Below are 20,305 nucleotides of genomic sequence, written 5' to 3'. Positions count from 1 at the left end.
GAAGGTTCTGCGCATCCCCCGAAATTGCCCTAACTTCCCACCCTTATGTTTTTCCGCCGCTCGCCGTCGCCTTCCGCTGCCGCGCCCCTCTCCGACCAGGAGTTGCTGGCCCGGTACCGCGCGCACGGCGAGGTAGCCGACCTCGGGCTCCTCTACGACCGCTACCTGCCCGAAGCCTTTGCCGTGTGCCGCCGCTACCTCGCCCCACCCGACGAAGACGCCCAGGATGCGACCATGCAGCTCTTCGAGCACTTGGTGAAGGTGCTGCGTACCCATGCCCCCGACAACTTCCCGGCCTGGCTGCACACTACTGCCCGCAACCATTGCCTGATGCAGCTGCGGGCCCGCAAGCGCGCCGGCCCCAGTGCCGGCCCCCTGATTCTCAGCTTTCCGGACGCCGCCGATGTGGAATTGGCCGCCGCTCGGCATCTGCCCAATGCCAGCGAAGCCGCCAACGATGCCGAAGGCGCCGAACAACGCCTCCAAAGCGTAGAAGCAGCGCTGGCTGAATTGCCCCCGGCCCAACGCCGCTGCCTCGAAATGTTTTACCTCGAAAAGAAAAGCTACCGCGAAATTGCCCTCGGTACCGGCCTCGACCTGAACCTGGTACGTAGCCACCTGCAAAACGGCAAGCGCATGTTGCGCCGCCAGCTCGAACCACCCGAAAAAGCCAAACCTACTTCTCCCCTCTCGCTTCCGGCTTCCGACCCCTCGCCCCGCCATGCTGCCCGCTGATTCGCCTTTTGCTTCGCTGCCCACACCCGGCCCGCACCCGGCTACGGTGGAACTGCGTGCCTACGCGGCCGGCACCCTGAGCCAGACCGATGAACACCGCATTGAGGCCCATAGCCTCGATTGTGAGCGCTGCGCCGAGCTGCTCGAAGGCTTCTCGATGAGCGACGCCGCCACTACTGACCAGGCCCTGGCCGGGCTGCGCACGCGCCTACAGGCCCGCATAGCCGAAGACGTGCCGCTCCCCATTGTGCTGCCAGCTGGCCGGTCCCTGTGGCCTCGCCTGGCGGCAGCCGTTGCGCTGCTCGGCGTGGTAAGCGGCGGCATCTGGAGCTGGGAACAACGCTCCGCGCCCGCACCGGTGGCAGTGCAGCATCCGACGGTGAAAAAATCGGTCAAACCTATTGCATCAACCACCACCGTAGCCAGCGTAGCACCCAGCCTTCCGCCCCAGCCTGTTCTCGTTCTTACTGAGAGACCCATCCTTCCCACCCCTCCTATTAATCGGCCACCAATCTGCCCGCCGCTGGACTTGGGGCGTCAGGCCGACTACGCCGCCGTTAGGCGCCCTCAGGCCGCTGGCCCAGACCTTTCCCGCCGCGCGGCCCAGCCCGTTGCATCCGTATTGGCTGAACAAAAAGCCGAGGCCGCCGAAACCACCGACGGCCTGGCTAGTCAGTCCGCCCCTCCTGCTACCGGCACGGAGGCCCTTGCCAGCCGCGTAGCGACTTCCCCGGCTCCCAAGCCAGAGGCAAGCGTAGCCGTTAGGGAAACCGCTGCACCTGCAACGGTTGCTTCAATGGCCGATTCTATCGCAACTCGGCAGCAGGAAGCTATTGCCAGCCGAATGATGAAGGCGAAAGCAGCGCCTGCTAACTCTGCCGCCCTGGTCGCTAATACCCCCATGCCAGCCACGGTGGCTATTGCGCCAGCCCCGGTAGCGGGTACGCCGGCCTTCAATACCTACCTGCGCCACGAAGCCGCCAAATTCGAACCCGAAGAAGGAGCCAAACCTATAAACGGCGTGGTACGCCTGCGCTTCATTGTGGGAGCCGATGGCAAGCTGAGCAACCTGCAAGTGGTGCGCAGCATGCGCGCCGACTACGACGAGGAAGCCCTGCGCCTGGTGTGCGAGGGGCCGGCCTGGCGGCCTGGCATCGCCAACGGCCGCCGGGCGGCCCTACCCATGGAAATCACGATTTCGTTTTGAGGTAGCGCGGACTTTTAGTCCGCGAGTTCTTGGCTAATACTCGCGGACCAAAGGTCCGCGCTACAGCTCAGCACCGGGCTTCAGAGTGCCGGCGTCGACTGACTTCAGGAAGGTGAGCAGGCCTTTGAAATAGGTTTGCTGGTCGTCGTACATGCTCATATGGCTGCCGTTGGGGCAGATGAGGGAGTTGCCACGCTGCACCTTGGTGGCAATCATGCGCATGTGGTTGGGGTCCATGGTGTCGTGCTTGCCGCCGATGCTGAGCACGGGCACGCGCAGCTTGGGCAGGTCGGGCACGCGGTTCCAGTTGGTGAGCTTGCCCAAAATGCCGAATTCGCTGGGGCCCTGCATGGTCACGTACAGCGACTGGTTAATCTTGCCCAGCGAGCGGGTAACCGGCTCGGGGTTGGGCACAATGCGGCACAGGTGCTCGGCATAGAAATTGGGCTCGAGCAAGCCCATGTAGCGCGGGTTGCCGAAGTCCTTTTTGGCTTCCAGCTGCCGTATTTCGGCCAGCACTTCCGGCTTCATTTGCTTGGCTAGCACTTCGTCGGCATACTTGCCATAATCCGGGCAGCTCATCATCATGTTCGAGATAATGAGCCCCTTGAGGTGTTGCTGGTACTTGAAAGCGTACTCCGCGGCCAGAATGCCGCCCCAGCTGTGGCCCAGCAGGAAAAAGTTTGAACTGTCCAGTTTCAGGGCTTGGCGCACCTGCTCTACTTCCTCCACGTAGCGCGGCAGGCTCCACATGGCCGTGTCCTTGGGGTTGTCGGAATTGCCGCACCCCAGCTGGTCGTAATAAATGAACTCGATGCCTTCCTTGGGCAGGAAATTCTCGAAGCACTCAAAATACTCGTGCGTCGCGCCCGGCCCGCCATTCAGCAGCAGCACCTTGATTTTGGGGTTGTTGCCGTACTGCTTGGTCCAGACGTTGAACTTGCCCTTGGGTGTGCTGATGGGAATTACGCGCACATTCCCATCCTGCAGGCCGGTTTCGGAGTTTTCGAAGTAGCTGGCCAGCGTGCCCGAAGCGGCGGGCGTTTCGGCAGTGGGGTTAGGCTGGTTGCAGCCCGGCAGGGCGGCTGTGCCGATTGCCAGCATGGCCAGCAGCACAAGAAGAGTAAGCTTTTTCATGAACTTGAGCGGGAGCAAAGTGGTGGGCATCGGCCGCTGGCGCAAGGTGCCAACAGAGCCATAGCCCGAAAGTGTACTTTTATTTTTAAATATTTTGCTTTGGCATTGCAAATGCGAGGGGGGGGGGGGAATACTTTTGCCCCATCATTCGTCTACCCTGAACTGATATTATATGAAAACCCCAGTTGTACTGGCCCTATTAGGCGGTGCTATGCTTTGGGCAGGCTGCCACAAAGATGCCCCGGTAACACCCACGCCTGATCCCTGCCTCGGCGCCAAGGCCAACCCGCTCAGCTTTCGATTTCTCGAAAATTACGGTACCCCCACCCCCGATACGGCCTTTACCAAGCAAACCATTACGTTTGAGGGGCCTGGTGCGCCTTACACTGCTTACCAGTGGCAGGTGGGCGGTGACCCGCGCAGCTTCACCCAGCGCAAGTTCAGCCTCTACTTCCCCGAGGCAGCCAATGGCACTTACACCGTGCGTTTGATTGCTACCCGCCCGCCCAATCGCCAGTGCTTTGCCAAGGACGACGGTGTGGACACCCTCACACAGACGCTCACGCTCGTGAACCGCACCCAGCAGCGGGCCGCCGTTTATGGCAAATTTCTGGGCAGCAACACCGATGCCCCCCGCGATACATTCACCGTTCGCGTTTTCAGCGGCCCCGACTACCACCAGCCCAACGACCCGGCTGCTGCCCCCTACGACTACCTGCGCAACCTAGGCAAAGGCTGCCAGTCACCTTACTTCGAGCTTGGCCTCACTTGGCGCGGTTTTGACTTCAACTACGGGCGCAACGATTTTAATTGCCTCACAGAAATTGGTACGGGCTACCTCATTACCCGCGACTCGATTCGCATCGATTACTCGCAGTTTGAATCTGACCACACCTTCAAACGCGTGAATCGCGTGTTCAAAGGCCGGCGCGTGCGCTAACACTTCAATTTTACGGGTTTGCGTGTTCAACCGGCTCCGTCTGCAGCTCCGGAGCCGGTTGAACACGCCCCATTTTTTCTTCCATTTCCCTCATTCCTATGAAAAAAATGATACCCGCCCTGGCGGGAGTGCTGGCTATTGCCTTCACCCAACCCTTCGCGACCAAGGCGCAGGCCCCTTGCGACATCAAAGGCATCTATACTGACCCAGCCCAGCCAGCTGTAAACCCCGAGTACCCGGCCCGCACCAATACCTTCAACTGGTATACAGGCCAGGAAAACAGCGGAATGGCCTGGAAGCTGAATAGCCAAGCCATTAATGAACCGAATATTTGGATGCCATGGTGGCAAACCGACAACGCCCAGATAACCCATATTCAGGGTAAGGTCGACTTGCCCAAAGACGGCTGGGAGTTGATGAAGCGCGACTTGGGTTACAACGATGCTGCGCAGCCCATCACGGGGACGCGCAACCCCTATGTCATTCTTTACAACAAGCGTACCGGCATGTTGCGCGTGTTTACGGCCATTGGCGACTTGTTCAACAGCTATCAGTTTGCTGAAATCAAGTTGAAGTTCAACACGAGCGGTTCCTCGCACAAATCGGCCACGCTCAACCGTATGGAAGGCATTGGTACGGCTTTGCTCGATACACCTACGGGAACAGGAGCTGAGTTTGTATCAATCGCGCCTTTCCTTAACTACAAATCGAAGTGGTTTATGGCCGATTTCCCGATGGAATACGACCCGTGCGCCTGCCAGTTTGATTCTAAACTCAAGATAGAAGTTAACCTCATTAGCCAAGCTGATGTAAAGGAACAATCGACGACGACTGGCACACTCGTCACGACCAATTCCAGTAACCCAAGTGCCACTCAAACCGGCTCTGGATTCGACCAGGCTTTGGCAATGGGCAAAAAAGCCTATGGCGCGGTTTCGGCCGGTCAAAAAACTTATAAGTCTCTTGACAGCTGGGCTTCCGGCGTAAAAGGCAAGCTGGGCATAAGCACGGACAAAACGGCCAAATCAGATGCAATTGATGCTCTGAAAAATGTCATGAAGAACAACCAGTTTCTGAAGGCGGGCCTGAACTCGATTCCCTATGTCGGGCTGGCCGTCAGCGCGTTTGATGCTTTCTTCGGTGGCGGCAAGGAGGAAAGCGGCCCACAGCCGGTGGCCCTGCAGCCAATGACGATTGAGATGAATACCGTTACTACGGGCACCATCACAGCGAATTCGCTCTACAGCAATCCCACTTTCAACAACCCGGGCACACGCACCATTAACACGGCCTTGGACTACCCGTATTACAACGAGGCAATGGGCGTATTCAGTCTGGTTGAAAAGCCGGTAGTAGAATATCAGAGCTTTACCACGACCGACGGAACCTTCTACGGGCGCACCACGACTTATCACATCCCCACCAATCTCAAGTACGCCATCAACCCGGCTTCGGGGCTAGAGGTGCAGGATTTCCAAGTGGCCCTCATGCAGGGCGGTAGCAAACTCATCGACCCCGCCCCCGGCGGATGGAACTACGAAGGGTTTGCACCTGTGCCGGGCAGCACCTTTAAAAAATATTTTCTGCGCACCGACTACGTGGATTCAGGCTGCCTGACCAACCAGGTATTTACGCTCGAAACGGATTCTAAAACGGCCTACACGCCTTCGACCCAGCCAGTTTACCTGAAGTTCATTCTCAACCTGAAGCCACGCGTAACGACGGCCACCACCCAGAATGTGCTGGTTGTGCTAAAGTACCCCGTAACCATGCGCTCGGTCAACGAAATCATTGTCGACAACACGGCACCCTGCTTGGCGGTACAGCCACAAATGGCCACGGCCGACGTGCAGGCTGTGTGCTCGGGCAGCACCTACCAAACGGCCGTGGCCCTGCGCCCAACCGGCCCGGCCAGCGCGGGAGTAGTTGCAGCCAACACGGCCGCCATTATCGGCGAGGTGCAAGTGTACCCCAACCCCGCCGCCAATGCCACCACCATTCGATTTGCGGGCACCGCCGCAGGTCAGGCATCGGCCTATGTTACGGACATGTTCGGAAATCAGGTATTGACCATTATGCAGAACGCACCAGTAACCGAAGGGCTGCAGGAGAAAGCATTCGATACGTCGGCACTGCCGCCGGGCCTCTATCAATGCGTGATAACAACCCCGGATGGCAAACGCGTAAGTACTCGCTTAAGTATTACCCGCTAGTTATTACAATTACACAAACCACAAAAAAAGCCCTTGCTTAATCACAAGGGCTTTTTTTTACGTTGCTAATTCTACAAGGCTAGCCGCTGTAGCCGCCGCCGCTTTCGGGCTCGGTGGCGCTGCCGCCCGGCTCCACGTTGAGCCCGGGTATGGCATGGAAATCCACGTCGCTGTAGTCGGGCACGCCGTTGCTGCCGGGCTCCGGGGCTTCGTCGAACGTGCGGTCGATTTCTGACATATCCAGCGCCTCGGTCGGTGTGCCAAAGCTCACTTTAGCTGTGATGCGGTACTCCACGATGCGGTTGTCGCGCACCTTGCAGCTCTGGTCTTTGATGTAGATAGACGAAATATTGGGAATGGACTTGCTGGTTTCGGCCACCGCGCGCTGCAGGGCGTCTTCAAAGCTTTTTTCGGACGAGGCCAGGATTTCAATGACTTGCTTGATGGAGGACATTCTTAAAATGTGAAAATGTGATGGATGAGAAAATGTGAGGATGAAAAACGCCTAGACGCCGCTTTTGCTTATTGGCCTGTACGCTGGGCGGGCTTTTGTGGCTACCCTCGGCCTAATAAATGACATGCTTCTGCATAGGTGTACTTTTGCACCTGGCGCATGCGTCGGCTTTTGCATTTCCATATCCTCACATTAGCACATTTTCACATTTAATTAAAATGGCTTTCCGCACCGAAAAGGACACCATGGGCACCGTGCAGGTGCCTGCTACCGCCTACTGGGGCGCCCAAACCCAGCGCAGCATCGAGAACTTTCCTATTGCCCAGGACATCAACCGGATGCCCAAGGAAATCATCGCCGCCTTCGCTTACCTCAAAAAAGCCGCCGCCTACACCAACCGCGACGCGGGCATCCTCACGGCCGACAAGGCTGACCTCATTGGCCAGGTAGCCGACGAGATTCTGGCCGGCAAGCTCGCCGACTCGTTCCCGCTGGTGGTGTGGCAAACCGGCTCGGGCACCCAGAGCAACATGAACGTGAACGAGGTGATTGCCTACCGCGGCCACGTGCTGAACGGTGGCCAGCTCACCGACGAGAAGAAGGCCCTGGCCCCCAACGACGACGTGAACAAGAGCCAAAGCTCGAACGACACGTTCCCGACGGCCATGCACATCGCGGCCTACAAAATCCTGGTAGAAACCACTATTCCCGGTATCGAGAAGCTGCGCGATGCACTGAAGGCGAAGTCGAAGGATTTCATGCACGTGGTAAAAATCGGCCGCACCCACTTCATGGATGCCACGCCGCTCACCCTGGGGCAGGAGTTTTCGGGCTACGTGTCGCAGCTCGACCACGGCTTGCGCGCCATCAAGAACACGCTGGCGCACCTGAGCGAGCTGGCGCTGGGCGGCACCGCCGTGGGCACGGGCATCAACACCCCGCCCAACTACTCGGTGAACGTAGCCAAGCACATTGCCAACCTCACCGGCCTGCCCTTCATCACGGCTGAAAACAAGTTTGAGGCCCTGGCTGCCCACGACGCCATCGTGGAAGCCCACGGCGCCCTCAAAACCGTGGCCGTGAGTTTGATGAAAATTGCCAACGACATCCGCATGCTCAGCTCGGGCCCGCGTGCCGGCATTGGCGAAATTGATATTCCGGACAACGAGCCCGGCTCCAGCATCATGCCCGGCAAGGTGAACCCCACCCAGTGCGAGGCCATGACGATGGTGGCCGCCCAGGTAATGGGCAACGACGTGGCCATCACCGTGGGTGGCTCAATGGGCCACTTCGAGCTGAACGTGTTCAAGCCGGTGATGATTTACAACTTCCTGCACTCGGCCCGCCTGATTGGCGACGTGTGCGTGAGCTTCACCGACAAGTGCGCCGTAGGCATCGAGCCCATCAAAGCCAACATCAAAAAGCACGTCGACTCATCGCTGATGCTCGTGACGGCCCTCAACCCGCACATCGGCTACTACAAAGCCGCCGAAATTGCCCAGACGGCCCACAAAAACGGCTCCACGCTGAAGGAAACCGCCATTAAGCTCGGCTACGTGACGTCGGAGCAGTTCGACGAGTGGATGAAGCCGGAGGAAATGGTGGGCATGTAAAGACGCGCAATAAGCCGTTTTCAGGCAGGGCTACTGAGACCGTGGAAGAGTGCTTCGCAAGCACCGCTCCACGGGCTCAGTAGCCCTGCTTGGTTTAGGGCTTACTATCACCCGAAAGTTTTTTAGCGGCATTGCAGGTTTGCCCCGTAACCACTGATGCCGCAACTGCGCTAGGACAGCTTCTTCTTCACGTCTTCCACCATTTTCACCAGCTTGCCAATCCCTTCGTTGTTCGTCCTTTTAAGCTCTGCCAGCACCGCAGCCGATATCAGGTTTGGCCAGAAGAGTGGGGAGTTTACGTTGCCGGTGTGGGCTTCGAGCGTGGTAAGCCTTGCGGCGAGCTCTACGCGCAGGGGCTCGGGCACGGCAGGGTCCTGAGAAATTACTTTGAGCTTTTGTAGGCCACGCTGCGGTTGTCCGCCGCGAAGGTCGGCGGCGGCATCGGTGAGGGCATAAGGCCAGTCTATGCCCGTTTGGGTGGCAAACCCAGCCCAATACAGCTTGGCTTCGTCGAACTTGCCTTCCTGCATTTTGGCAATGGCAACGAGCAGGTAGAACACGGTGGCTTCGGTCTTGATATTGCTGGAGGAGCTACGTTTCAACAAGCCATTGCCGCGGTCGGCCTCTTGCTTGGCTAGGGCATTCCAGCCGTGCTGGTACATGGTAATGGAGCGCAGCGAGCTAGCCAGAAACTGCATTTCTTCGTCCGGATTACCCTCTAATATCGATGCTTCGGCAAAAGCCATAACGGGCTTTCCGGCCACTGCCCACATGTACCCGAGCAGGGCGTGGGCGTATTCCGGCCGGATGGCAGGTATCGAATCGGGCCGTTGTACGTTGTAAACCTTCACCATCGCACCCACCGTAACCAGTGAGGACGTCTTGTAGGTCGTGTAGATGAAACCCGACGTTTCATCCTCATACAGCTGCCGTTCGGTTTTATTTTTGGAGCAACCGGCCAACGCCAAAAACATCAATGCAATTCGAATCACAAGTTTTATTCTAATATTTAATTGTACCAATGTAACCGCCAAAGCTAGGGCTATTATTCTTCTGTCGCGAACCGGAGCACCGTTTTAGCCGCAGCTTTTCTTTTTTACCAAGCATCTTTGCCGGCCGGTTCACTTGCTCACTTCTGCATGGATTTTTCTGCTCCTATTGTTCTCGAAAACCGCCGCGCCCGCCTGCGCCCGCTCGAACTCACCGATTTTGAAGCCCTGAAGGCGGTGGCAATGGATGCCGACCTCTGGAAATACACCCTCACGCGGGGCGACGACGCGGTAAGTCTGGCCGCCTACCTACGCCAGGCCATTGAGGCCCGCGAGCAAGGCCTGCGCTACCCCTTCGCCATCATCGACCGCGAAACCGGCGAGGTGGCCGGCAGCACCAGCTACTACAGCGTGAGCGAGCCCGACCAGCGCCTGAGCATCGGCTACACCTGGGTGGGCACCAAATTTCAGCGCTCGGGCCTCAACCGCGCCTGCAAGCACCTGCTCCTCCGGTACGCTTTCGATGGGCTGAACGCGGAACGGGTGGAGCTGGAAACCGACTCGCGCAACCAGAAGTCGCGCACGGCCATGGCCCGCATGGGCGCCACCGAAGAAGGCACCCTCCGCAGCCACCGCCTCACGCAGGGTAATATTCGGCGCGACACTGTCATTTTCAGCATTATTCGGCCCGAATGGCCGGCGCTACGCCAGTCTACTTTTCAGGAGTTCGAGGCGCGTGGCTGAGTTTGGGCAACCCACTCCCGACCGGCTGCGCCCGCCCGACGGCTTGTGGCGCCGACGCGTGGCCAGCTTCGGCCACGCCGGCCGCGGCGTGTGGAGCGCACTGCGCTCCGAAGTGCACATGCGCTACCATGCGGTGGCTACGGCAGTAGTAGTCGGGCTGGGATTCTACTGCAGCATCAGTCGCCTGGAGTGGGCGCTGGTGGCCTTGGCCGTGGCCGGGGTATGGACGGCCGAAATGCTGAATACGGCCATCGAAGCGCTGACCGACTTGGCCTCGCCCGACTTCCACCCGCTGGCTGGCAAGGCCAAAGACATTGCTGCCGGGGCCGTGCTGCTGGCCGCCGCCGGGGCGGCCGCCGTGGGGGCGCTGGTGTTTGGCCCGCACCTGTTTTCGCGCTGATTCCGAGGGCTGACCTCAACCATTGCCCGCGCGGGGCGTACCCTAAACCGGCCTTCCGCTTGCCGGGGCTTTTTTCCGCTGATACTTATGCGTCTGCTTTCCTTCACTGCCACCCTGTTCCTGTTTTCGGCCTGTGCCCACCAACAGGTGAGCGTGACCACGCCCACCACGCCGCCCCCCAGCGGCAGCGTATCGGGCACCGACACCCCCGCCCCCACCAGCACCAACACTGTCGACCCCGTGAATCGTTACGTAGCCGAATCCGACACCACCGCCCGTCCGCCGTGGCTGAAGCAGCGCATTGCCGCCGTGCTGGCTGAGCGCAAGCGCAACCCCATCACCCGCATCCTGCGCTACGATTACGGAGGCAAAACCGTGTACTACATCTCCGCTCCCTGCTGCGACCAGTACTCGGACGTGCTCGATACCAAGGGCAAGCTCATTTGCCACCCCGACGGTGGCATCACGGGCAAGGGCGACGGCCAGTGCGCCGATTTTGAAAAACGTAAATCCAACGAAAAACTGGTCTGGCAAGACCCGCGCTAGGAATTATGAATTATGAGTTACGAATTATGATTTGCCGTTTTGGTAAGTGGTGGTTCGACCTCATGATTTATAACCTATAATTCATAATTAGACAGATGATTAACACCATTGCCAAGCTCGGCGCCTTCAACGTCTGGGCCAACGAAACCCTGCTGCGCCGCCTCGATTCGTCGGTAGCAGCCGGTAAAGAAATTCCGCCCGTAGCGCTGCGCCTGTTCAGCCACGTACTCAATGCGCAGGCCATTTGGATTGCCCGCATTACTGGTACGCAAAGCCCCGTGAAAGTATGGCAGGAGCATGACCTGGCCGGCTTGCACCACTGGCACGAGCAAACGTCGGAGCGCCTGCGCGAGCTTTGCGAAATCATCGACGAAACGGAGCTCAACCGCCACATTCAGTACACCAACTCGCAGGGCGATGCCTTCGATTCGCTGGTGAGCGACATCCTTACCCATGCCGTGACGCATGCCAGCTACCACCGCGGCCAGGTAGCCTCCCGCATGCGCGAAGGCGGCCTGGAACCCGTTAATTCCGACTTCATCACCTACTGCCGCGAAATGAGCGGGCAGGTGCAGCCGCAGCTGTAAGCAGCTGGTTTTCTTCTTTTTCAACGGTAGGCACGCGTATGGTTTGCATCGTCATGGGAGTTTCGGGCTGTGGCAAAACCACCGTTGGCCAAGAGCTAGCGCAGCAGCTAGGGCTGCCGTTTTACGACGCCGACGACTTCCACTCGGCAGCCAACATCGAGAAGATGAGCCACGGCACGCCCCTCACCGACGACGACCGGCGCGATTGGTTGGCCACTCTGGCCACCGACTTAGGTAAATGGGAAGCTGCCGGCGGGGCCGTCCTGGCGTGCTCCGCCCTGAAGGAAACCTACCGCACCACGTTGCAAAACGGCGTCCATAGTCCCATGCATTGGGTCTTCCTGGATGGTCCGCGCGAACTGCTGCTGGAGCGCATGGGTGGCCGCAAAGGCCATTACATGCACCCCGACATGCTCGACTCGCAGCTGGCTACCCTGGAGCGCCCAACTTACGCGCTGTGCCTATCCATCACGGCTACCCCCGAAGCGCTGGTGCAGCAGATTGTGGTAGCCAAAACCCAGGATGCCGCTTTCGGCACCAAGCCCGCCGGGCAGTTGGCTTAAGTTTAGTCTGTCCGCTTATCCCTATAAAAAAAGGCTGCCCGTTAGAGCAGCCTTTTTTTATGAAAAAATCCAGGAGTTAGTTGAGGCTGGTATTGCCTAGCAGCGTCACCTGGTCGTTCAGCACCGTTACGCCCGTGCGTACGACGGTACGGTACGCTGGCTGGCCCGTAGGAGCCGTGGTGCTGGGGAAGTATTCGACGCGGTAGGTACCGGCTGGCAGGCCACCAATCTGGTAAGCGCCCGACGCGTCGGCTGAGGTACTCACGGTATCGGGGCCGAGGATGGTGCTACGGATGGCCAAAATCTGGGGCTTGGCCGCCGCAGGGGCCACGGTGCCGCTGATGCCACCGCGCAGGTCCTGCGCCACTACCCGAATAACGGGCTTGAGCAGGTAACGCTCTTTTTTGTCGTTGCCGGGCTTCCAGTTGCCACGCTCCACAATGGACTTGGCCACGTCGAAATCGAGCAGCAGTTGGAAGGTTTCGCGCTGCTTCAGGGTAGCTTTGTCCAACTTCAGCTTCACACCCGAAGTCTGGCCGCTGGGCGTTTTCAGGTCGTACTGCTGGCCGTCGCGGCCCACCACGTAGCTATTGGGCCCAAGGATGAGGCGGATTTCCTTGAGGTCGCCGGGGGCAAAGTCGTCGCTCACCAGCAGGGCCGAGCGGCCATTCACGTAATCAAGCACGTTGATGGCCTGCGGGGTGAAATTCAGGGTTTTCCAGCCGTCGGGGTTGCCGTCATCCTTCAGGTGCACTTCAATCTGCTGCACGTCGAGCACCACACGTTGGAAGTCGCCGGGCGCATCCATTAGCCGTACCTCAAGCTTCGAAGTATTGGCCGCATCGTCGGATTTTGAGCAGCCGGCCAGACCTAGCAGGGCCACAGCCGCAAAGGGTAGCAAACGGGTAAGTTTCATATGGTGGGAGTTAATCAGTTATTGAATAAATGCAACTTACTAGCTACCAATCAGGTATCTAAGCCGCATACTCCAATAATACTGCCAGAGTTGCCCGCCAGCTAGTGCTTGGTCGTATCGGCAGGCTCTGGGTCAACGGGTTTCGGCTTGGGCTTGGGCTTGTTAAAGAGGCTGTTAAACCCTTTCGAAAGTTGTTCCTTCGCCTTGTTAGCCGCGTCGATGCGCTGCTGCTTTTTATCGAGCTCAACTTGGGCGGCGGCTTCTTCAGCCGTTTGCCCGGCCCGACGGATGCTGTCTTCCTTGCTCACGGCGCGGGGCTTCACGCCCAGCAGGTCCAGGGCCTTCTGCTTGGCTACGGCCTTCACTAGCGTCTGGCCCTGCGCCTTCATGCTGCCGCTGGTCAGCTTCACAATCGGGGCCTTCACCGTACCGCCAATTTCGAGGCCCAGCGTCACCCGGTCAGTACCTTGGATGTTCTGCACGCCTGTTAGCTTGGTGAGCTGGCTATTCAGGGCATTGCCCAGCTTGCCAGTGGGCGTGTTGATAGCGGTGACGTAAGCCAGGGCCCCCGTCAGGCTGTTCTGCCCCCCCAACGTCATTTTGATGTCGCCAATGGTCAGGTCAAACGGCTGCACCACGAGGTTGCCATTCACGATGTTGGCCTGAATTTTCTTGTTCAGCACCACGAAGTTCTTCAAATCGGGAAGCGTGGTAAGGTTAGCAATTTTAGTTAGGGCATCCGACTGCCCCACAGCTGCCCGCACCACGTCAAACAAGCCCTTGCCCGAAAGCGTGGCCAGGTTCGGGAACATGTCGGGCCCCATCTCGCCGCTCACGCTAAAGTTGGTGCCGAATACGCCTTCCACCTGGCTGGCCAGCGGCACCAGCGTCTTAATGGTATTGAAAGCGGAAAAAGCCTTCTGGAAATTCAAATCCTTGATGTTCAACCCGAAGTTAAACTTGGGGTGCGCCAGGTTCTTGCTGCTGTAGCTACCCGTGGTGCCAAAAGTGGCGCCCAGGGTATTAAAGGCGAGGTTTTTGAGCGTAGCTGTCTGGTCGTTTACGGTTACCACACCGCCGACATTGCTCAGCTTCAGGTTGTCGTAGGTTACGTTATCGACGTGGCTGTTCACCACCAAATCAAAGAACTTCGGAATCTGGAGCACGCCGTTGGCCTTGGCTGGCGCCGCCCCCCCGGTGGCCGTGGGCTTGGCCGATACCTCGTCCACCATCCATTCGTTCACGTTAAAATTGTGCGAGTTCACCGTCAGGTTGCCCTTCAGCGCCTGCCCCGGCGTGAACAAATAGCCCAGGTAGTTGCTGATGGTGCCCGAAGCCGCAAAATCCGAGCTGCCGGCCACTCCGTTCAGGCTTTGCAGCGCAATCTGGTTGTTGTTGAAAGTGGCCGTGCCCGAGCTGATTTTCACGCCCTGCGGCAGGTCCTTGCTTTTATAGGTCACGTTGGTCGCGCGCACTGTGCCGCTGGCCACCACGTTCTGGTAGCGGCCCGCCTCCACGTCGGCCATGTTGCCTTTGGCGGCAATGTCGCCCGCCACGCGGCCCGTTACTGTCATGCCCTCAAGGGGGAAAATCTTCGTGATTTTGGTCAAGTCCACCGTACCGCGCACGTTGGTGTCGAACACGGGCTTGTCAATGTTGTGCGCGCTCAAGCGGCCTTCCAAGGGCTCGCCTTCCAGCACCATCTTAAACTGCGGCAGGTTTATCTGCGTGTCGTTCACCTGGCCCGTTGTATTCACCACCGTGCCGCTCAGGTTGATGTTCTCAATCGGAGCAGGGAATTTGGCCGATTTCACGTAGCCATTGACGAGGCGAATAGCGGCGTTCACCACCGGCATCTGCGTTTTCGAATACACCCCCTTAGCGGTGCCGTCCACGAAGAACTGGCCGCGCATGGCCAGGTCCTTCACCGGGTACACCTTCAGGGCTTCTTCCAGGTTCACGTTGGCTTTTACGCGGCCATTCACCTTCATTGGGTTCAGGCCGTCGATGGCAATGTTGCCGTCCACCGGGTCGGGCCCAAGGTCGAGGTGGAACTGCGGGATATTCACTTTCACGTCGTTGGTTACGCCCGTGGGGTTGCTCACCTGCATCTTCAGGTTGATGTTCTTGGCCGCGCGGGGCAGCTCGGGGTATTTAAACTGGCCGTTGGTCACGGTCAGGTTCACGCCGTAGCCGGGCAGCTGCGTGGCCGTCTGGGTGCCCTTGGCATAGCCATCAAATGCTACCTTGCCGCTGGTTTCAATGTTCTTGAACTTCTCCGTGAACACGCCCGGCACCAGGCTAAGCAACGTTTTAAAATCTGTCTCCAGCGCCTTGAACGTCACATCGTAAGTAATATCGGTCGCATTTGGCAAACCAATTACTCCTGCAAAGCTGAACGGAAAATCGTTGAGCTTAAACTTGTTGTCTTTAAAGGTATAGAGGCTTTTGCCCAGGTCCATCTGCATGGTCACGTCGGCATCGAGCTGCTTGTCGGTCACGTAAGCCACGTTGTTGTAGCTCATGTCGAGGTCGGTGGCCGTCGTCTGCGACTTCATATCGAACACATTGCTGGCAAAGTCCCCGCTGCCGCTGTGGTTCACGCCGCGCGCCTCCATGCGGAAGGGCAGCGTCAGGTCTTCGTAGCGCAGGTGGGCATCGGTCAGCTTCCAGCCCTTAATGGCTAAGCTCACCTGGCTGGTATCCTGCCCCTTGGCCGCGGCAGCCGAGTCCGAAATCACCACGTCCCAGTTGGCAAGGCCACTTTTCAGGCGGCGCAGGCTCAGGTCGGGTCGCTCCAGTTCCACCGTATTAATCTTAATTTCCTGACCTTTAATTACCGTCATCACATCGAGCCCCACCCGCAGGTTGGGCAGGAAGGCCAGCGTATCGCGGCTGAACGAGTCAAGCCCAACAACCCGCAGGTTCTTGATATCCAGCGTCAGGTCTGGGAAGGAATGTAGAATGCTTACGTCGATATCGGCCGGGTTGTACAGTACCTGGGCCCGCACGCGCTGGGCAATCTGCTTGTCGGCGAGTGCCCGCAGCTTGTCTTTGAAGAGAAAAGGTGCTGCTACAGCTGCCAGAAGCAGCACAACAATCAACCCGGCCACACCCAACAGTATTTTCCGCATAATTCAGGTTCTTATCAGTTCCAAAGCAAAAGTAGCCGGCCCAGCTTAAGGCTCGCCTCGCAACAGTGTCAGCACCATCCACCAGATGTAGAACTGCATAAAACCCTGTTCCGTTGCAGTACCCCTTCGCCACCACCGAGCTTTAACCGGTGTTGAAAGCGTATTCAAGGCCCTTTTTAGAGAAGCCTGCGCATCGAAAAGCCTGTAAAAACCATTTCACCCTATTCAATAAATTACAAAAAATTATCAAATTTTCATACCAATTATTTTGCCTTATATTTGAGCCTGATTGTGTTTGCTGCTGGCTAACTGCTACTTCAACGGGTTGGTCAACTGCTGTTCCTACTATCCTATTTTCTGCTTTTTATCGCCATGAAGCGTATTCCATTCCTGCTGCTCGCTTTGCTTGCCTTGGCTGCGCAACCCGGCAATGCCCAAACGTCGCCGCTCAGCCTTACGGGCAATGTGCAAACTGAAACGCAGCAGGCGTTGCCAGGCGCGGCGGTTACGGTTATTCACGTGCCGTCGGGCAAGCGCTACTCGGCCGCGTCCAACAGTTCAGGCCGTTTCGTGGTAACCAACCTGCCTGCTGGCGGCCCCTACCTGATGCAGATAGGCGAGGGTGGCTACCGCCCCCAAACGATGGAAAGCATATTCCTTGAGAACGGCAAGACGGCCAATTTCAGCGTCACGCTGTCTCGGATAGGCTCTGCCAGCAAAGGCCGCGCCGGCCGCACCAGCGCATCGGGTACAACCGCAACTGCAGCCAGCGCCCCAGCCGAGCACCTCGCATCCGAGAGCGAGGTAGGGGGGCCGGTGCTGTTTGCCGCCAACACAGCTACCGGCGGGCAGGCTCCCATCACCAGCAGCCGGCGCTACCAGCCCGTACCGCAAATCATTAGCTCCCCGGCACCGTCCTACACCTCCAATTCGGCGACCGTGGCAGCCCCAGCTCCCGCCGCTCGGGTTGCTACGCCACCTGCTGCTACGCCAGTTGCCGCCACTCCTGCTGCCCCTGCCGCGGCTCGCAGCCCCTACCGCGTGGGTGGCAGCCGCTACCAGCCCCGCCGCATCACGCCGCCAGCCCAGGATTTTATCGTGCCGGGCCATTACGACGTCAAAAGTGGCAACTACCTGTACGACACCGGTGCTCCTACTACCCTGAAACTGCCCGGTGGGGCCAGCATCGCAGGCGTGGGAGTCAACTCCACCGAGAGCCTGCTCCACCGCTTTCTGTCCGACCCCACCAAGCACGTCGACACCCTCGATTTGAGCCGTGGCTGGTACAACTTCGACCGCGTGTTTTTTGAAACCGGCAAAGCCACCCTCACGCCGGAATCGATGAGCCAGTTGCGCAACGTAGTAACGCTGATGCGTGCCTACCCCTCGGCCCGCGTCAAAATCGGGGGCTACACCGATAGCACCGGCACCTACAAAGTAAATAAGATGCTGAGCGAAGCCCGTGCCCGCACGGCCTGGGCTAGCTTGGTCGAAATGGGCATCAGCCCATCCCGCATCGATGCCCGCGGCTATGGGCCACGCTACGGCATTGCCCCCAACACCACCGAAGAGGGCCGGGCCATGAACCGCCGCCTCAGCGTGAAGGTGCTGGTAAAGTAGCCGTCCTTCCATCGGACGGCTTGGTAAGCTGCTGCTACCTTCGCCCCACCGCGCACTAATCGGCGCAGCAGTGGCGTTACCCTGGTTCCCATGGCTGAGTTTTGGCTTTCTGTATTGCAAACACATGCTCGTTGGCTGAATTGTACGGCCCCTTTGCTGGCATTGGTCTTGGCCGGCGCCACTACTATCCAGGCGCAGGATGTGTACTTCACGCAGCCCTACGCCACGCGCTTGCACACCAACCCGGCCTTCACGGGCTTGGTCGATGATTACAGCGTGACCCTAAGTTTCCGCAACCAGTTGCCCACACTCGCCGGCTCTTTCGTAAGTACCCAGCTCGCTGCCGACCTACGCTCTACTTCCCCTGGCCAGCACCACGCCTATGGCCTGCTCCTAAACCAAGACCGTACGGGGGCCGTGGGCTATACCAGACTCGAAGTTGGTGGGCTTTATGCATACCACACCCGGCTGCGCGAGGGCTTGGCCCTGAGTGGCGGGCTACGCGCCAGCTACGGCCGCCAACGCGTTGGATATGACAATTTCGTGTTCGGTGACCAGATTGCCGAAGACGGCAGCGTGCGCGGTCCCAGCGCCGAAGCCCTCGATTTTCTGCCCGCTAACTACTTCAGCGTGGGTGTCGGAGCCGTGCTTTATTCGGCTCGGGGCTGGTTCAGTGTGGCTGGGCAGCACCTCAATCAGCCCAGCTTGGGTTTCCGGCAGCAGGCCGAGTTGCCGATGCTGCTGAGCGTAGCTGGTGGCTATAAGTTTTTCATCATCGAGCCTGGTACTGGCCTGGCTACCCGCGAATTAAGCTATACTCCTGTGGTAGGGGTTAGCCGGCAGGGTGGCTCCACTCGCACCGAAGCCGGAATCTACGCCACCGTGTCACCTATCACAGCCGGAGCCGTATACCGCAATATTTCCCTGCCTGGCAGCGTTGCGCGGCAGCATGTGCTTGCAGCTGTGGTAGGGTTACAGGCCGGAGGCCTGCGCCTCGGCTATAGCTACGACGTAGGCATAAGCCGCTTAAGTGCTGACTTAGGTGGTGCTCACGAAATTACTTTAGCATTGCGTGCGTTTGACCGTTTAGAAAATGCTCATCGCCGCCTAAAAAGGCGGGTTTACCCGGTTGCCCCTTGCCCCGCATTTTAATTTTTTGTACTATTGTGTCCTGATTGCCCTTTCTAACCCCTCCGAACACATCTTCATTTTAACTTTGTTATGAAATTACTTAATTATCTGTGCTTGGCAGCTATGGGCCTAACGGCTCTTGGAGGCTGTAATAAGAACAAGCAGCCTACCGCTTCCAAGCCGGGCAAGTATTCTTCGACGACGGGTATTGAATACAATACTGAGAAGGGCATGGCAGTAGCCAACTTCAAAAAGATTCCCGAAGGCCCGGGTCTGGTATTTATCGAAGGTGGCCGCACGGTGCTGGGTTCGCAGGAAGAAGACGTGACTATGTCGCACGACAACATCGAGCGCACCGTTACCATCGCCTCGTTCTACATGGACGAAGCTGAAGTTGCTAACATTCACTGGCTCGAATATCTGCACTTCATCCGCACCGACTCAGCCGAGGAGTTTTACAAGTCGGCTTTGCCCGACACCACGGTGTGGGCGCGCGACCTGTCGTTCAACGACCCCTACGTAACCTATTACCTGCGTTACCCCGGCTTCCGCTACTTCCCCGTAGTGGGCGTGAGCTGGCTGCAGGCCGACGACTACTGCACGTGGCGTACCGCTAAAGTGAACGAAAAATTAGCCGGCGACGGTGGGGAGACCAAGTCGGGTGGTTTGGGTGGTCTTTTCAAAAAGAAAAACAAGGCTTCGGCCGAAGGTGCTGAAGGTACAACCGGTACTGCTGGTGCGCTGGCCGATGGTAAGGGTGGCGCTTCGATTGAGAAAGGCAACACCCTGCCCAATTACCGCCTCCCCACCGAGGCGGAGTGGGAGTACGCTGCCCAGGCGCTCGTAGGCACTCAGGAAACGGGCAACGAGAACCAGGAAGAGAAGCGCATCTATCCTTGGGATGGTAACTCAACCCGCAACGCATACGGCAAGAAGCAGGGCCAGTTTTTGGCTAACTTCAAGCGTGGCCGCGGCGACTATGCTGGTATTGCCGGCAGTCTGAACGACGGTGCCATGATTACGGAGTACATCTACTCGTACCCCCCCAACGACTACGGCCTCTACAACATGGCCGGCAACGTGAATGAGTGGGTACAGGATGTATACCGTCCCCTATCGTTTCAGGACGTAGAAGACCTGAACCCCTTCCGTCGCAACGGCGTAGCTGACCCCGCCGACAAATACGATAAGAAAGGCTATCAGTCGCTGATTGACGACCACGTGCGTGTGTACAAAGGTGGTTCGTGGCGCGATGTGGCCTACTGGCTCTCGCCCGGCACCCGCCGCTTCATGGCCGAAGATTCTTCGACGGCAACCATCGGTTTCCGTTGCGCCATGATTAACGCCGGCTCGAACAAGTAAGCTGTTTGATTCAA

At 58.4% G+C, this 20,305-nt stretch carries 18 protein-coding genes; 13 read left to right on the top strand and 5 right to left on the bottom strand.

Features of this window, described 5'->3' with window-relative positions:
* Positions 1 to 45 precede the first annotated feature (45 nt).
* Together ABD837_RS12370 and ABD837_RS12365 are read left to right on the top strand one after the other, a co-directional pair.
* Positions 46 to 735, top strand: a complete 690-nt coding sequence (locus ABD837_RS12370) for an RNA polymerase sigma factor (RefSeq protein WP_345054810.1) — start codon at positions 46 to 48, stop codon at positions 733 to 735.
* Positions 722 to 1,942 (top strand): TonB family protein, encoded by a 1,221-nt coding sequence (locus ABD837_RS12365; protein WP_345054807.1) that lies wholly within the window; start codon positions 722 to 724, stop codon positions 1,940 to 1,942. The genes ABD837_RS12370 and ABD837_RS12365 overlap by 14 nt, the downstream gene beginning before the upstream one ends.
* 60 nt (positions 1,943 to 2,002) lie before the next feature.
* On the opposite strand, the gene ABD837_RS12360 is transcribed toward ABD837_RS12365, so the two are convergent.
* Positions 2,003 to 3,079, bottom strand: a complete 1,077-nt coding sequence (locus ABD837_RS12360) for a proline iminopeptidase-family hydrolase (RefSeq protein ID WP_345054804.1) — start codon at positions 3,077 to 3,079, stop codon at positions 2,003 to 2,005.
* A gap of 172 nt (positions 3,080 to 3,251) precedes the next feature.
* Between ABD837_RS12360 and ABD837_RS12355 the strand changes: the two genes are divergently transcribed.
* Entirely contained in the window at positions 3,252 to 4,019 is a 768-nt protein-coding gene (locus ABD837_RS12355; RefSeq protein ID WP_345054801.1) for a hypothetical protein, read from the top strand.
* Between the two features lie 98 nt (positions 4,020 to 4,117).
* Entirely contained in the window at positions 4,118 to 6,232 is a 2,115-nt protein-coding gene (locus ABD837_RS12350) for a T9SS type A sorting domain-containing protein (protein ID WP_345054799.1), read from the top strand.
* A gap of 79 nt (positions 6,233 to 6,311) precedes the next feature.
* Here the strand turns inward: ABD837_RS12350 and ABD837_RS12345 are convergent, their stop codons facing one another.
* On the bottom strand, positions 6,312 to 6,686 hold the full coding sequence (locus ABD837_RS12345) for a dodecin family protein (protein ID WP_345054797.1): 375 nt from the start codon (positions 6,684 to 6,686) through the stop codon (positions 6,312 to 6,314).
* Positions 6,687 to 6,904: 218 nt separating this feature from the next.
* Between ABD837_RS12345 and fumC the strand changes: the two genes are divergently transcribed.
* On the top strand, positions 6,905 to 8,299 hold the full coding sequence (gene fumC / locus ABD837_RS12340; RefSeq protein WP_345054795.1) for a class II fumarate hydratase: 1,395 nt from the start codon (positions 6,905 to 6,907) through the stop codon (positions 8,297 to 8,299).
* A 170-nt stretch (positions 8,300 to 8,469) separates the two neighbouring features.
* Here the strand turns inward: fumC and ABD837_RS12335 are convergent, their stop codons facing one another.
* Positions 8,470 to 9,291, bottom strand: a complete 822-nt coding sequence (locus ABD837_RS12335) for a hypothetical protein (RefSeq protein ID WP_345054792.1) — start codon at positions 9,289 to 9,291, stop codon at positions 8,470 to 8,472.
* A gap of 147 nt (positions 9,292 to 9,438) precedes the next feature.
* Between ABD837_RS12335 and ABD837_RS12330 the strand changes: the two genes are divergently transcribed.
* From ABD837_RS12330 to ABD837_RS12310, 5 genes are all read left to right on the top strand, one after another.
* Positions 9,439 to 10,032: a GNAT family N-acetyltransferase gene (locus ABD837_RS12330; protein WP_345054789.1), complete on the top strand. Its 594-nt coding sequence runs from the start codon at positions 9,439 to 9,441 to the stop codon at positions 10,030 to 10,032.
* Entirely contained in the window at positions 10,025 to 10,432 is a 408-nt protein-coding gene (locus ABD837_RS12325; RefSeq protein ID WP_345054786.1) for a diacylglycerol kinase family protein, read from the top strand. Before ABD837_RS12330 ends, ABD837_RS12325 begins: the two co-directional genes overlap by 8 nt.
* An 87-nt stretch (positions 10,433 to 10,519) precedes the next feature.
* A complete protein-coding gene (locus ABD837_RS12320) occupies positions 10,520 to 10,978 on the top strand; it encodes a DUF6970 domain-containing protein (RefSeq protein WP_345054783.1) in 459 nt (152 codons plus the stop codon).
* Between the two features lie 95 nt (positions 10,979 to 11,073).
* Positions 11,074 to 11,565, top strand: a complete 492-nt coding sequence (locus ABD837_RS12315) for a DinB family protein (protein ID WP_345054780.1) — start codon at positions 11,074 to 11,076, stop codon at positions 11,563 to 11,565.
* A gap of 38 nt (positions 11,566 to 11,603) precedes the next feature.
* Positions 11,604 to 12,128, top strand: a complete 525-nt coding sequence (locus tag ABD837_RS12310; protein WP_345054778.1) for a gluconokinase — start codon at positions 11,604 to 11,606, stop codon at positions 12,126 to 12,128.
* Between the two features lie 76 nt (positions 12,129 to 12,204).
* On the opposite strand, the gene ABD837_RS12305 is transcribed toward ABD837_RS12310, so the two are convergent.
* Together ABD837_RS12305 and ABD837_RS12300 are read right to left on the bottom strand one after the other, a co-directional pair.
* On the bottom strand, positions 12,205 to 13,044 hold the full coding sequence (locus ABD837_RS12305) for a DUF4382 domain-containing protein (RefSeq protein WP_345054775.1): 840 nt from the start codon (positions 13,042 to 13,044) through the stop codon (positions 12,205 to 12,207).
* Positions 13,045 to 13,145: 101 nt separating this feature from the next.
* The gene (locus ABD837_RS12300) at positions 13,146 to 16,178 is read right to left on the bottom strand and encodes an AsmA family protein (protein WP_345054772.1); all 3,033 of its coding nucleotides are present in this window, start codon (positions 16,176 to 16,178) and stop codon (positions 13,146 to 13,148) included.
* Positions 16,179 to 16,550: 372 nt separating this feature from the next.
* Here ABD837_RS12300 and ABD837_RS12295 point away from each other — a divergent pair, with 372 nt between their 5' ends.
* The 3 genes from ABD837_RS12295 (at position 16,551) to ABD837_RS12285 (ending at position 20,291) form a co-directional block, all read left to right on the top strand.
* Entirely contained in the window at positions 16,551 to 17,798 is a 1,248-nt protein-coding gene (locus ABD837_RS12295; RefSeq protein WP_345054770.1) for an OmpA family protein, read from the top strand.
* A gap of 168 nt (positions 17,799 to 17,966) precedes the next feature.
* Entirely contained in the window at positions 17,967 to 18,950 is a 984-nt protein-coding gene (locus tag ABD837_RS12290) for a PorP/SprF family type IX secretion system membrane protein (protein WP_345054767.1), read from the top strand.
* A gap of 69 nt (positions 18,951 to 19,019) precedes the next feature.
* Positions 19,020 to 20,291 (top strand): SUMF1/EgtB/PvdO family nonheme iron enzyme, encoded by a 1,272-nt coding sequence (locus tag ABD837_RS12285; protein WP_345054764.1) that lies wholly within the window; start codon positions 19,020 to 19,022, stop codon positions 20,289 to 20,291.
* Positions 20,292 to 20,305: the final 14 nt, after the last annotated feature.

The organism is Hymenobacter glaciei (genome assembly GCF_039539585.1).
Classification (GTDB): Bacteria; Bacteroidota; Bacteroidia; order Cytophagales; family Hymenobacteraceae; genus Hymenobacter; species Hymenobacter glaciei.
This window is presented reverse-complemented; position numbering and strand designations above follow the sequence as displayed.